Below are 12,622 nucleotides of genomic sequence, written 5' to 3'. Positions count from 1 at the left end.
GCAATGGCCAAGACCCTCTATCAGAAAGTATTCGACGCCCACGTGGTACGGGAAGTGGAAGGGGAGACCCCCCTCATCTACATCGACCGCCATCTGGTGCATGAAGTGACCAGCCCGCAGGCATTCGACGGCCTGCGCGCCATGAATCGCCAGCTGCGCCGCCCGGACCTGACCTGGGCCACCATGGATCACAACGTCTCCACCACTACCAAGGACATCGCCGCCTCCGGCGAGATGGCTCGCATCCAGATGGAGACGCTCGCCGACAACTGTAAAGAGTTCGGGGTTCGCCTCTACGATCTCAACCACAAATATCAGGGGATCGTCCATGTGATGGGCCCCGAGCTCGGCATCACCCTGCCCGGCACCACCATCGTCTGCGGCGACTCCCACACCGCCACTCACGGCGCCTTCGGCTCGCTGGCGTTTGGCATCGGCACTTCCGAAGTGGAACATGTGATGGCGACCCAGACCCTGAAACAGGGCCGCGCCAAGACCATGCGCATTTCGGTCAACGGCAAGCTGGCCGAGGGCATCAGTGCCAAGGACGTGGTACTGGCCATTATCGGCAAGGTCGGCCACGCCGGTGGTACCGGCTACGTGGTGGAGTTCGCTGGCGATGCCATTGCGAGCCTCTCCATGGAAGGGCGGATGACGGTGTGCAACATGGCCATCGAGCTGGGCGCCAAGGCGGGGATGATTGCCCCCGACCAGACCACCATCGACTACATTCGCGGTAAGGAGTTTGCTCCCAAGGGCGAGGTACTGGAGCAGGCCATCGCCTACTGGCAGAGCCTCAAGAGCGACGATGGTGCCCGTTTCGATGCCGAAGTGGTGCTGGACGCCGCCGATATCGCCCCGCAGGTCACCTGGGGTACCAATCCGGGGCAGGTGATTGCCGTCAATGAGCCGATTCCTGCGCCGGAATCCTTCAGCGATCTGATGGAGCAGCAGTCCGCCCGCAAGGCGCTCGCCTACATGGACTTGCAACCGGGTCAGAAGCTCTCCGACGTTGCCATCGACAAAGTATTTATCGGGTCGTGCACCAACAGCCGCATCGAGGATCTGCGCGCCGCCGCCGCCATCGCTCGCGGTCGCAAGGTAGCCGCTGGCGTGCAGGCGCTGGTGGTGCCTGGCTCCGAGCAGGTGAAGGCACAAGCCGAAGCCGAGGGGCTGGACAAGATCTTCATCGAGGCCGGTTTTGAGTGGCGCCTGCCCGGCTGCTCCATGTGTCTGGCGATGAACAACGATCGGCTGCAACCGGGGGAGCGCTGCGCCTCCACCAGCAACCGCAACTTCGAAGGGCGTCAGGGCCGCGCCGGCCGCACCCATCTGGTGAGCCCGGCCATGGCCGCCGCTGCCGCCGTCACCGGCCGCTTCGCCGATATTCGCGCACTGTAAGAGGACATTTCGATGACAGGATTCAAACAGCATAAAGGGATCGTCGTCCCCCTCGACAGCGCCAACGTCGACACCGACGCCATCATTCCCAAACAGTTTTTGCAAAAAGTAAACCGCATTGGTTTTGGCAAGCACCTGTTCCACGACTGGCGCTTCCTTGACGATGCCGGCCAGCAGCCAAACCCCGAGTTTGTACTGAACCAACCACAATTCGCCGGTGCCAGCATTCTGCTGGCCCGCGAGAACTTCGGCTGCGGGTCGAGCCGCGAGCACGCCCCCTGGGCGCTGGCCGACTACGGCTTCAAGACCATCATAGCCCCGAGCTTTGCCGACATCTTCTACGGCAACGCCATCAACAATGGCATGGTGCCGGTGCGCCTGAAGGAGGAGGAGGTCGACGCCCTGTTCCAGCTGGTGGCCGCCAAACCGGGCATCGAGATCGAGGTGAATCTGGAGGCCAATCAGGTACGTGCAGGTAGCCTCTGCTTCGGTTTCGAGATCGATGAATTCCGCCGTTACTGCCTGCTCAACGGGCTGGATGCCATCGGTCTGACCCTGCAGCACGAGGCAGCTATCAGCGCCTTTGAGGCGAAGCAGCCGAGCTGGATTTAACGCGCCAATTGCAAAAAAACGAGTAGAATCAACAGGGAGCTTCGACTCCCTGTTTTACTGTCCGCTACGCTTCCCACTTTGGGCCACCGGAACTGGCCCGTGCCACAGGAAAGGATGATGAAGAGACCGACGGCAATTCCTCTGCTCTGTGCCCTGCTGCTTGCCCTGCCTGCGGGTGCCAGCCAAACCAGCTTCAACAACAGCCTCGGCCAGATCAGCGTCGGCTGGCAGGATAGCGAAGGTAAACCCCAACAGCTCACCTACCGGCTCGAACAGGGCAAGTTGCCGCCCCTTATCGCCTATCGCCCGGCGAGAATGCAGGAGGAGGTGTTGCAGGTGTTGCTGCGGGAGGTGCGCCAGAACTACCCCGAGGTGCAGTTCACCCTCGCCCGTCCCTCGCTGGAGCTGCATCTGAAAAGCCGCAATCAGGACAAGGCGCGCGAGGCGATGGCCTTTCTGCAGTCCAAGCGGAGCAAAGAGGAGCAGGCGTGGCTGACCAAACACTACTTCCAGTACTTCAACACCCCGGACGGGCAGCTGGCGGTGAAGCAGGACCATGTGCGCATCGCGCTGGAGAGTCGCAGCGGGCTGGCTCCGCTGGCGGATCAACTCAAGCAGCAGGGCAGCACCGAAACGGAAGCGCGCCAGAAAACCGTGGCCCATATGCTCACCTTTATCCAGAGCATCCCCTACCAGCAGCTCGACAGCCTGAATGGAAGGCAGGGCAAAGGATTTCTCCCGCCCCGTCAGGTGCTGGAGCAGAACCGGGGTGATTGCGACAGCAAGGTAACCCTGATGGCCGCCATGCTGGCTCAGCTCTTTCCGGAGCTGAAACAGGCCATGGTGTTCGTCCCCGGCCATGCCCTGCTGGCCGTTGACCTGCCCGCCAAGCCGGGGGATGTGACCCTCAACTGGCAGGGGCAGAACTACCTGCTGCTCGAACCTACCGGTCCCGCCACCTTGCCTGCGGGCCAAATAGCATCGACCAGCAAAACGCTGGTCGATAGCAAGCAGTTGAGTGTGCAGCCGGTTCAGGAGAAAGGTTAATCCCCTCCCTCTGCCGATGGGGAGAGAGGATTAACCTTGAGGCAGAAACTCTACCGCCAGCAACAACCCGCTCTCCTCCTCCAGCACCCGGATAATACGGGCATGGGCTTCAAAGGGAGGCAACAGATTGTTGTTGGTGGCAAGACTGATCCGGATGGGCTGATTGATGTCGAGCTGGTGTTCAGAGACCGCAATCCCCATGCCGTTGGCACTGAGATCCCGGCAGATCCCCTCCAGCACCAGCTGCTGCTGATAGACGGTGACCGGAGCATTGATGACCATGCGCGCAAAGGCACGCCTTTCCTTGGTATTGGTAAGCACGCGAACATCCTCTGTTGGGTGGGCGTCATCTCATGGGTATTGCACAATTGTGCTGGTCTACCCAAAAGAACGTTAATACAATGCGGTTCGTTTCTCAAACGGGGTGCGGTTTACCGCTGAGATTATACCCGTGTACCTGATCCAGATAATGCTGGCGGAGGAATTTGAGGCATGGCGCTCATTTTTTGCGCCCTCACCCGCTGGCACCTCGTTATTAACAAGTAATAGGGAGTGCCACCCATGAAGACCCTGCTGCTGGTCACCACCGGCCTGCTGTCGGCCAATGTGTTCGCCGCCGACACCCTCACCGTCTACACCTACAGCTCCTTCACTGCCGAGTGGGGGCCGGGGCCCAAGATCAAACAGGCCTTCGAGAAAGCGTGCGATTGCACCCTCAATCTGGTTCCCCTCGAAGATGGGGTCGCCATCCTCAACCGGCTGCGGCTGGAGGGCAACCACAGCAAGGCCGATCTGGTGCTGGGGCTTGACGATGCCCTCATCAGCGAAGCCAAACAGAGCGGCCTGTTCGCCCCCCATCCCGCCAAGCTCGACAGCATCAAGGTGCCGGGTGGCTGGCAGGATGACACCTTCGTACCCTACGACTACGGCTACTTTGCCTTCGTCTATGACAAGGACAAACTCAAGCAACCACCCAAGAGCCTGAAAGAGCTGGTGGAGCGGCCCGATCTCAAGGTGATCTATCAGGATCCCCGCACCTCCACCCCGGGGCAGGGGCTGATGCTGTGGATGAAGTCTGTCTACGGCGACAAGGCGCCTGCCGCCTGGGCCGAGCTTGCCAAAAAGACGGTCACCGTCACCAAGGGGTGGTCAGAAGCTTATGGCATGTTCCTCGATGGCGAAGCGGACATGGTGCTCTCCTACACCACCTCTCCGGCCTATCACCTGATTGCCGAGAGCAAGCCCCAGTATCAGGCTGCCGCCTTCGAGGAGGGTCACTACCGTCAGGTAGAAGTGGCTGCCAAGCTGAAGAGTGCCAAACAGGAGAAGCTGGCTGACCAGTTCCTGCAATTTATGGTGAGCCCCGCCTTCCAACAGGAAATCCCGACCGGCAACTGGATGTATCCCGTTATCGACACGCCGCTGCCCAAGGGCTTCGAGCAGATGATCACCGTAGCCAAGCCGCTCGCCTTCAGCAGCGATGAGGTGGCCGCCAATCGCAAAGGGTGGATCCGCGAGTGGCTGCAAGCCGTCACCCAGTGAGCCGTCATCTGAAACCACAGGCTCGTCCCCTCTGGTGGTTGCCGGGCAGTGCGGCCACCCTGTTGATCCTGTTGTTGTCCCTCGGGCCGCTCGCGGCCCTGCTGTGGCAGGCCGGTTCGCTGGCCCCCCGCACCCTGCTCTCAGATCCTTATCTGCGTCATGTGCTGGGCTTCAGTCTGGGGCAGGCACTGCTCTCCACCCTGCTCAGTCTCGGGCTGGCCATTCCGGTGGCCCGCGCGCTGGCGCGGCGCCGTTTCATTGGCCGAACCCTGCTGATCAAGTTGTTTGGCCTCTCGCTGGTACTGCCGGTCATCATCGCCATCTTCGGTATTGTGGCGGTACATGGCAAACAGGGGTGGCTACCGCAACTACTACGGTCACTGGGGCTGGATCCCGGCAATTATCTCTACGGCCTGTTCGGCATCCTGCTGGCCCACGTCTTCTTCAATATGCCACTGGCGGCCCGTCTGATGCTGCAGAGCATAGAGAGCATCCCCGAATCGAGCTGGCGCCTTGCCAGCCAGCTTGGCATGCGCTCATCCCATATCTTCCGGCTGCTGGAGTGGCCGCTTATTCGCGGCATATTGCCTGGGCTGGCCAGCCTCATCTTCATGCTCTGCTTCACCAGCTTCACTACCGTACTGGCGCTGGGGGGCGGGCCGAAATCCACCACTCTGGAGGTGGCTGTCTATCAGGCGCTGCGCTTTGACTTCGATCTCGCCACCGCGGGCGGATTGGCGCTGGTGCAGCTCATCCTGACCGCCGCCCTGCTCGCCCTGCAGCACAAGCTGCAGAGCACCCCGGCCAGCAGGGTGACGCCTCGTCGCCCCTGTCTGCGGCCGGATCGCCATCAGCCGGGAGCGGCCGTGGTGGATCTGCTCTCGCTCTGTATCGGGCTCACCATCTTTCTGCCACCACTGCTGGCTATCGTGGTGGCCGGCCTCCACCCCGGCCTGCTGACGGCGCTCACTTCCACCAAACTGTGGCAGGCGAGCGGCCAGTCGCTGCTGATTGCACTGGCGGCGGGCACCCTGGCGACCCTGCTTGGCAGCGGCCTGCTGCTCACCAGCCGTCACCTAAAGGTGCGCACCCGCCAGCGGCGAGCTGCCGCCCTGTGGGAGGCAAGCGGCTCGATGATCCTGATGATCCCGGCAGTGGTGCTCTCTACCGGTCTCTTCATCCTGTTTATGCCGTTCGCCGATGTGTTCGCCCTCGGCCCCTGGCTGGTGGTGCTGGTCAACGCCCTGATGGCGCTGCCCTACGTGCTGCGCACCCTCTCCGCCCCCATGCAGCTGGTGGTGCGCCAATACGACCGGCTGGCGGATAGCCTGGGGGTACGCGGCCTGCATCGCCTGCGGCTGGTGGAGTGGCCGCTGCTGCGCCGCCCGCTGGCACTGGCGATGGCGCTGTCGATGATCCTCTCGCTGGGGGATCTCGGCGCCATCGCCATGTTTGGCAGTCAGGAGCTCACCACCCTGCCCTGGCTGCTCTATCAACAGCTCGGCAGTTACCGGCTGACCGAGGCGGCCGCCACCGCCCTGCTGCTGCTGACACTCTGTTTCTCCCTGTTCTGGCTGGTGGAACGGGGGCTTGGAGGAAAACATGCTGAACATTGATACGCTGGTGACCAGCTACCCCGACTGGCGCGTCAGCTTCAGCGCGACCCTGCCCAAGGGGGAGATCACCGCGCTGATTGGCCCAAGCGGCGCGGGCAAGTCGACCCTGCTCGGGATGATCGCCGGCTTCGTGCCGGTGGAATCAGGCCGCCTCAGTTTCGATGGCGAAGATCTGCTGCCGCTGGGCCCCGCCGAGCGACCGGTCACCACCCTGTTTCAGGATCACAACCTCTTCCTCCACCTGTCGGTGTTCGACAATATCGCTATCGGCTTGCACCCGGGTCTGCGCCTGAGTGCCGCCCAACGGGCACAGGTGATCGATGCAGCCGGGCGGGTTGGCCTTGGCGAGATGCTAAGCCGTCTGCCGGAGCAGCTCTCCGGCGGCCAGCAGCAGCGAGTCGGGCTGGCTCGCGCGCTGGTGCGCGGCAAACCGCTGCTGCTGCTGGATGAGCCCTTCTCTGCCCTCGATCCCGCCCTGCGCCGGGAGATGCTGGCCGAAGTGGCGCGCCTCGCCTGCGAACAGGGCATTACCGTACTGATGGTCTCCCACAATCCGGAAGATGCCCAGCTGATTGCCGATCAGGTGCTGTTTGTCGACGAGGGCCGCATCGCCCTGCAAGGCAAGCCGGATATCCTGCAAAATAGCGACCACCCGGGGCTGCTGCGCTACCTTGGCCAATAGCCCTTGGGAGTAAAGACTGCGCCATGATCAAAAAAGGAGGCCGATTGGCCTCCCTTTGTATCTGGAAATATTCATTTAAATCAGAGGTTTTCCTCGGCGAACGAAGCCAGTCGGCTGCGCACCACGCCATTGAGGAAGATGTTGGCACTGCCGTCAAAATCCTTGAAACGCTCGACGATGTAGGTGAGACCCGAGGTCACCGGGCTCAGGTAGTTGGAGTCGATCTGGGCCAGGTTACCGGAGCAGACGATCTTGGTGCCCTCGCCGCAGCGGGTGATGATGGTCTTGATCTGGGACGCGGTCAGGTTCTGGCACTCATCCAGCAGCACGAAGGTGTTCTGGATGCTGCGCCCGCGCATGAAGTTAACCGATTTGAACTGGATATTGGCCTTCTCCATGATGTAGCTGAGCGAGCCGCTCATGTTCTCGTCCTGCTTGTGCAGTACCTCCAGGGTGTCGGTCACCGCCGCCAGCCAGGGCATCATCTTCTCCTCTTCAGTGCCGGGCAGGAAGCCGATGCTCTCGGCAATTTCCGGGGTATTCCGGGTGACGATCACCTTCTCGTAAATGCCCTTCTCAATCACCAACTCCAGCGCAGCAGCCATGGCCAGCAAGGTTTTGCCACAACCCGCCGGGCCGGTCAGGATCACCAGATCGATGTGCGGATCGAGCAGTGCATCCAGCGCCATCCCCTGATAGACATTCTTGGGATGGACACCCCACGCCTTGCGGGACATCAGCCGCTCGCGGCCCAGATCCTTGATGCGGATCTTGTTGCCATCGTGGCTGAGTACCCGGGCGGCGAAGAAATTCTCCTCATCCACCAGATACTGGTTTACGTGAACCCCTTCCAGCAGATTGGCATCGATCACATGGATGGTGTCGCGGCCATGGGTCTCGCTCTCGCACTCGCCAACCCGCTCCCAAAAGCTGCCGGGCACCACCTGAAAACCCTTGGCCAGCAGGCGGATATCGTCGATCAGCTGGTCGCTGCGATAATCTTCGACGTGAGCAAGACCGGCCCCTTTGGCTTTGAGGCGCATGTTGATGTCTTTGGTGACCAGCACCACCTGACGCTTCAACTCGTGCTTTTGCAGATAGAGGGCCGCGTTGATGATGCGGTTGTCGGCCTCCTTGTCGGTAAAGACCTCGGCATCCTGCGGCAGATGGTGATCGCTGAAGATGCAGATATTGCCGCTCGCTTCGCCAGCCAGCGGCACGCCCTGGGTGATCTGATCCGGGGTTGCATCGCGGAACACATCTTCCAGCGCACGAATGGCCACCCGCGCGTCGCGGCTGACATCCTTGTTGCGATCCTTGATGTTATCGAGCTCTTCCAGCACCGTCATGGGGATGAGCACGTCGTGCTCTTTGAAGGAGTAGATAGCGAGGGGTTCGTGAAGCAGAACGTTGGTATCCAGGATAAACAGCTTTCGGTCCGTATTGTCCATAAGCATCCTCCTTGGCACTGAAGGGCCACGTGTGTGAATCTCAGATGTCATTGAAACCACACGGCCGTGACAGTTTTATTACCCTCAACGCTACGCCCGATTTTACTATCGCGCAACAAATCACTTGGCCGCCTGATTTGATTGAGCATAAAAACAGCAATAAAAAGACCGACGCTATGGCCGGTCTTTTTTCTATCGTTCAACTACTTGGGCATGTCTGTCAGCCGCACTTGGAGTCGCCGCAGTTGAGGCAGGTCATGCAGCCATCCTTCAGCACCAGCGCCTTGGTGTGGCACTTGTAGCAGAGCGCGGCATTGGCCGGAAAACCACTGCTCGCCTGCTGCTCTTTAGCCTCCTGAGCGGCTTTCAACTCGGCTTGCTTCTCGGCCAGAAATGCCTGCTGATGCTCGTCCAACCCCGGCGCCTTGAGCATGCCTATCTCGGTGAGATGGCTCTCGATCACGTTGCCAATTTCAGCGATCAGCGATGGAACGTACTTGCCCTTGTTCCAGTAGCCGCCCTTGGGATCAAACACCGAGCGCAACTCCTCCACCAGGAAGGTGACATCCCCACCCTTGCGGAATACGGCGGAGATAATGCGGGTCAGCGCCACGATCCACTGGTAGTGTTCCAGGCTCTTTGAGTTAATGAAGATCTCGAACGGGCGGCGGGTTTCGTGAACAGTACCCTCGTTGAGAATGATGTCGTTGATGGTGATGAACAGCGAGTGTTCGGAGACATGCTCCGGCGTCTTCAGCTTGTAGGTGGTTCCCATCAATCGCTCCGGGCGCAGCACGGTTTCGTGCATGTGCACTACGTCATCCTGCACAGAGAGATCTTCTTGCGGCTCATCCTTGGTACGCACCTTGTAGGCGACGATTTTCTTGTCGATCTTTTTGACCATAATGTCGTTCTCAGAATTTACCGTAATAGCCTTCTTTCAAGGCGTCGTAGAGGTTGGCGGCAGTGTGCAGCTCACCATCGTATTCAATCTCTTCGTTCCCCTTGACGGAGATGACGGAGCCATCCTCCAGGGTGAAATCGTACAGGGTGTTCTCCAGATCCTTCTCCTTCACCAGCACGCCCTGGAAGGCCTCCGGATTGAAGCGGAAGGTGGTGCAGCCCTTGAGGCCGGAGTCCGAGGCATACATGTAGATGTCCTTGAACTGCTCGAACGGAAAATCGGTCGGCACGTTGGCAGTCTTGGAGATGGAGGAGTCAATCCAGCGCTGGGCCGCAGCCTGAATGTCCACATGTTGCGCCGGGGTGATGTCATCAGCAGTAATGAAGTAGTCCGGCAGACGACTCGCCTCATCATCGGCATAGGGCATGGCGGCCGGATTCACCAGCTCGCGATAGGCCAGCAGCTCGAAGGAGTAGACATCCACGCTCTCCTTGCTCTTCTTGCCCGGCTTGATAACGTTGCGGCTGTAGTGGTGGGCAAAGCTCGGCTCGATGCCGTTGCTGGCGTTGTTGGCCAGAGACAGCGAGATGGTGCCGGTCGGCGCAATACTGCTGTGATGTGTGAAACGCCCGCCCACTTCGGCCAGCTCGGCGACTAGCGCAGGATCCACTTCGGCAACCTGCTGCATGTAGCGGCTGTAGCGCGCATGCAGCACCTTGCCCTTCACCTTGTCGCCCACCTTGATGCCATCAGCCGCCATTTCCGGGCGCAGACGCAGCATCTTGCCGGTCACTTCGAACTCCTGCTCCATGATGGGGGCTGGGCCCTTCTCCTTGGCAAGACGCAGGGACTCCTGCCAGCCGGTCATCGCCAGCTCCTGGGATACCTGCTCGGTAAAGGCTACGGATGCCGCAGAGCCGTACTTGATCTGCAGCATGGTGAGGGTCGAACCAAGACCCAGGAAACCCATGCCATGCCGGCGCTTGGCTGTGATCTCCTCGCGCTGTTTGGCCAGTGGCAGTTGGTTGATCTCCACCACGTTGTCGAGCATGCGAGTAAAGATGGCCACCACCTTGCGAAACGCCTGCCAATCGAATGCCGCGTATTCAGTAAAAGGGTCGCGCACAAACTTGGTCAGATTGACCGAGCCCAGCAGACAGGCACCGTAGGGCGGCAACGGCTGCTCACCACAGGGGTTGGTCGCGCGGATCTCTTCACAGAACCAGTTGTTGTTCATCTGGTTGACCTTGTCGATCAGGATGAAGCCGGGCTCTGCATAGTCATAGGTGGAGGTCATGATGACATTCCACAGCTTGCGGGCTGGCATGGTCTTGTAGACCTTGCAGGCGACCTGCCCCAACTCGTTGAATACAACCCCTTCCTTGTTGGGCCAGTCGGCCCATAGCACCTGAGCAGGATCGTCCAGCGCAATGCCATCCTGCTCTACCTCTTTGGCGGTGTAGGGGAAGATCAGCGACCAGGGAGCATCCTCTTTCACCGCCTTGACGAAATCTTCGGTGATGAGCAGGGAGAGGTTGAACTGGCGCAGACGGCCATCTTCGCGCTTGGCCTGAATAAACTCGATCACATCGGGATGACGGATATCCATGGTGCCCATCTGGGCGCCACGACGGCCACCGGCTGACGAGACGGTGAAACACATCTTGTCATAGATATCCATAAAGGAGAGCGGGCCGGAAGTGTAGGCACCGGCACCGGAGACAAAGGCACCGCGCGGGCGCAGGGTCGAGAAGTCATAGCCGATACCGCACCCGGCTTTCAGGGTCAGACCGGCCTCGTGCACCTTGCCGAGGATATCGTCCATCGAATCTTCGATGGTGCCGGAAACAGTACAGTTGATGGTTGAAGTCGCAGGCTTGTGCTCAAACGCCCCGGCGTTGGAGGTGATGCGGCCCGCCGGAATGGCCCCATTGCGCAGCGCCCACAGGAACGGCTCATACCAGGCCTCCGGCTCCTGCTCTGCCAATGCACGGGCTACCCGCTGGTAAGTCTCATCGATAGAGCTGTCGATGGGAGTGCCATCCTTGCTCTTGAGGCGATACTTGCTATCCCAGATCTCGAGGGACGTTTCCTGCATGGGGATAAGGCGGGAGCCAAGCTCACTCTCCAGCACCGGGTTCGATTTAGCCATTTTCAATCAACCTTATGTGAATGCATCAACATCATGACAACAGCAGAAAACACAACCAATGGTGCCATCTAAAATTAATGGCACAACATATAGTACACCTGATGCCATGAGGGCGCCGATTCTAACCTAAAAAAATGCCCCGGCCAGCAGATTTCTGGGCCAGGGCGCTTAACTGATTAATTTGCTGAGAGATTTAACACTCAGAGATAGATCAGGGCTTCTTGACGTAAACGGACGGCGTTTCACCCGCCATATTTAGATAGAACTCGTAGACGCCATCAGCATCCGGTGAGAACTTCATGTCCTCATACTTGGAGCAGGGGTTTACCGGCACCGCCTCACCACCCAACACGGCAACACCATCACTCGGGCTCTTGTAGCCAAAGTTGGTACCGCAGCTCCAGCCTGAATCAGCAAACTTGAACTTGTAGGGGGCCCACTCTTTCTTGAGAGTGCCTTTGGCCATATAGAGTTTGTCGGCCACCTTGACAACCTTGCTTTCATCAGTCGCCATCCAGTCGTTCATCTCCCCGCGCAGGTAGATGGACTTGCCACCGAAATCGCCGTTATCTGCCCCAGCCTGCTCTGCACCACCATTGGATGCGCAACCGCCTAATACCAGGGTTCCCGCCGCCAGCATCATCGTTACTGTTCTTTTGAACATGGGTCTATTCCTTAAATTATTGTGATTCCTTGGTCCATCCATGTGGACTGAAGAATTAAACCAGAGCAGGCATCACAAGAAAGGTAGAGGCATCACATTCTGTACTTTTTGTATCCAACACATTGAACTGGTGAGCAAATATCGAACAGAAAAAGAGGTCGTTTTGGGGCTTTAGAAGGGTAATCAATGAATGACAAGAAGGGGAAAGTCTAATAATCCGGTGACGTGCTGAATTGCAGGCAATAAAAAACCCCGCTCATCGAGCGGGGTTTCTTGTATTGGGTGCCTGGCAGTGTCCTACTCTCGCATGGCGAATGCCACACTACCATCGGCGCTACCGCGTTTCACTTCTGAGTTCGGCATGGGATCAGGTGGTTCCACGGCGCTATGGCCGCCAGGCAAATTCTTCAATCTGAGAAAGCTGACGTGAGTAGTGATGTTGCGCTTGGCTTGTCACTATCACTGAATTTGAGTAGTTCGCTTGGTATCTGTTACAAGCCTTAGAACACTTCTTGGGTGTTGTATGGTTAAGCCTCACGGGTAATTAGTAT

Annotated in this window: 11 protein-coding genes, 1 rRNA gene and 1 riboswitch; of the genes, 6 read left to right on the top strand and 6 right to left on the bottom strand. The window is 59.2% G+C overall.

Annotation, left to right across the window (positions count from 1 at the left end):
• Positions 1-3 precede the first annotated feature (3 nt).
• The 3 genes from leuC to AB5Y84_RS02400 all read left to right on the top strand — a co-directional run bounded on the left by leuC (position 4) and on the right by AB5Y84_RS02400 (position 3,060).
• The gene (gene leuC, locus AB5Y84_RS02410; RefSeq protein WP_368176295.1) at positions 4-1,401 is read left to right on the top strand and encodes a 3-isopropylmalate dehydratase large subunit; all 1,398 of its coding nucleotides are present in this window, start codon (positions 4-6) and stop codon (positions 1,399-1,401) included.
• A gap of 12 nt (positions 1,402-1,413) precedes the next feature.
• Positions 1,414-2,013, top strand: a complete 600-nt coding sequence (gene leuD / locus AB5Y84_RS02405) for a 3-isopropylmalate dehydratase small subunit (RefSeq protein WP_368176294.1) — start codon at positions 1,414-1,416, stop codon at positions 2,011-2,013.
• Positions 2,014-2,130: 117 nt separating this feature from the next.
• Positions 2,131-3,060: a hypothetical protein gene (locus AB5Y84_RS02400; RefSeq protein ID WP_005358183.1), complete on the top strand. Its 930-nt coding sequence runs from the start codon at positions 2,131-2,133 to the stop codon at positions 3,058-3,060.
• A 30-nt stretch (positions 3,061-3,090) separates the two neighbouring features.
• On the opposite strand, the gene AB5Y84_RS02395 is transcribed toward AB5Y84_RS02400, so the two are convergent.
• The gene (locus tag AB5Y84_RS02395; RefSeq protein ID WP_005339160.1) at positions 3,091-3,381 is read right to left on the bottom strand and encodes a PilZ domain-containing protein; all 291 of its coding nucleotides are present in this window, start codon (positions 3,379-3,381) and stop codon (positions 3,091-3,093) included.
• Positions 3,382-3,470: 89 nt separating this feature from the next.
• Positions 3,471-3,561, top strand: a riboswitch (TPP riboswitch).
• 60 nt (positions 3,562-3,621) lie between these two features.
• On the opposite strand from AB5Y84_RS02395, the gene thiB reads away from it, so the two are divergent.
• Genes thiB through thiQ form a run of 3 tightly spaced genes read left to right on the top strand, consistent with a single transcriptional unit; the run spans position 3,622 to position 6,900 of the window.
• Positions 3,622-4,602, top strand: coding sequence for a thiamine ABC transporter substrate binding subunit (gene thiB / locus AB5Y84_RS02390; protein WP_368176293.1), 981 nt, complete (start codon positions 3,622-3,624; stop codon positions 4,600-4,602).
• A complete protein-coding gene (gene thiP, locus AB5Y84_RS02385) occupies positions 4,599-6,218 on the top strand; it encodes a thiamine/thiamine pyrophosphate ABC transporter permease (protein WP_368176292.1) in 1,620 nt (539 codons plus the stop codon). The genes thiB and thiP overlap by 4 nt, the downstream gene beginning before the upstream one ends.
• Entirely contained in the window at positions 6,205-6,900 is a 696-nt protein-coding gene (gene thiQ, locus AB5Y84_RS02380) for a thiamine ABC transporter ATP-binding protein (protein ID WP_323936683.1), read from the top strand. The genes thiP and thiQ overlap by 14 nt, the downstream gene beginning before the upstream one ends.
• 80 nt (positions 6,901-6,980) lie before the next feature.
• On the opposite strand, the gene AB5Y84_RS02375 is transcribed toward thiQ, so the two are convergent.
• The 5 genes from AB5Y84_RS02375 to rrf form a co-directional block, all read right to left on the bottom strand.
• Positions 6,981-8,351, bottom strand: coding sequence for a PhoH family protein (locus AB5Y84_RS02375; protein WP_005358170.1), 1,371 nt, complete (start codon positions 8,349-8,351; stop codon positions 6,981-6,983).
• Between the two features lie 220 nt (positions 8,352-8,571).
• Complete coding sequence (locus tag AB5Y84_RS02370; protein ID WP_118854278.1) at positions 8,572-9,255, bottom strand: NrdJb; 684 nt, start codon at positions 9,253-9,255, stop codon at positions 8,572-8,574.
• Between the two features lie 10 nt (positions 9,256-9,265).
• A complete protein-coding gene (locus AB5Y84_RS02365) occupies positions 9,266-11,407 on the bottom strand; it encodes an adenosylcobalamin-dependent ribonucleoside-diphosphate reductase (RefSeq protein ID WP_368176291.1) in 2,142 nt (713 codons plus the stop codon).
• Positions 11,408-11,618: 211 nt separating this feature from the next.
• Positions 11,619-12,071: a pullulanase gene (locus AB5Y84_RS02360; protein ID WP_139405601.1), complete on the bottom strand. Its 453-nt coding sequence runs from the start codon at positions 12,069-12,071 to the stop codon at positions 11,619-11,621.
• Positions 12,072-12,355: 284 nt separating this feature from the next.
• Positions 12,356-12,470, bottom strand: a 5S ribosomal RNA gene (rrf, locus tag AB5Y84_RS02355).
• Between the last annotated feature and the right edge of the window lie 152 nt (positions 12,471-12,622).

This window comes from Aeromonas sp. s11 (assembly GCF_040907945.1).
Classification (GTDB): domain Bacteria; phylum Pseudomonadota; class Gammaproteobacteria; order Enterobacterales; family Aeromonadaceae; genus Aeromonas; species Aeromonas veronii.
The sequence above is the reverse complement of the archived record's forward strand: the minus strand, read 5'-3'. Positions and strand labels throughout refer to the sequence as shown.

Bases quoted from the DNA above. Each gene is read 5' to 3' on its own strand.
- leuC (WP_368176295.1), top strand. From the start codon at position 4: ATGGCCAAGACCCTCTATCAGAAAGTATTCGACGCCCACGTGGTACGG.
- leuD (WP_368176294.1), top strand. From the start codon at position 1,414: ATGACAGGATTCAAACAGCATAAAGGGATCGTCGTCCCCCTCGACAGC.
- AB5Y84_RS02400 (WP_005358183.1), top strand. From the start codon at position 2,131: ATGAAGAGACCGACGGCAATTCCTCTGCTCTGTGCCCTGCTGCTTGCC.
- thiB (WP_368176293.1), top strand. From the start codon at position 3,622: ATGAAGACCCTGCTGCTGGTCACCACCGGCCTGCTGTCGGCCAATGTG.
- thiQ (WP_323936683.1), top strand. From the start codon at position 6,205: ATGCTGAACATTGATACGCTGGTGACCAGCTACCCCGACTGGCGCGTC.
- AB5Y84_RS02375 (WP_005358170.1), bottom strand. From the start codon at position 8,351: ATGGACAATACGGACCGAAAGCTGTTTATCCTGGATACCAACGTTCTG.
- AB5Y84_RS02370 (WP_118854278.1), bottom strand. From the start codon at position 9,255: ATGGTCAAAAAGATCGACAAGAAAATCGTCGCCTACAAGGTGCGTACC.
- AB5Y84_RS02365 (WP_368176291.1), bottom strand. From the start codon at position 11,407: ATGGCTAAATCGAACCCGGTGCTGGAGAGTGAGCTTGGCTCCCGCCTT.
- AB5Y84_RS02360 (WP_139405601.1), bottom strand. From the start codon at position 12,071: ATGTTCAAAAGAACAGTAACGATGATGCTGGCGGCGGGAACCCTGGTA.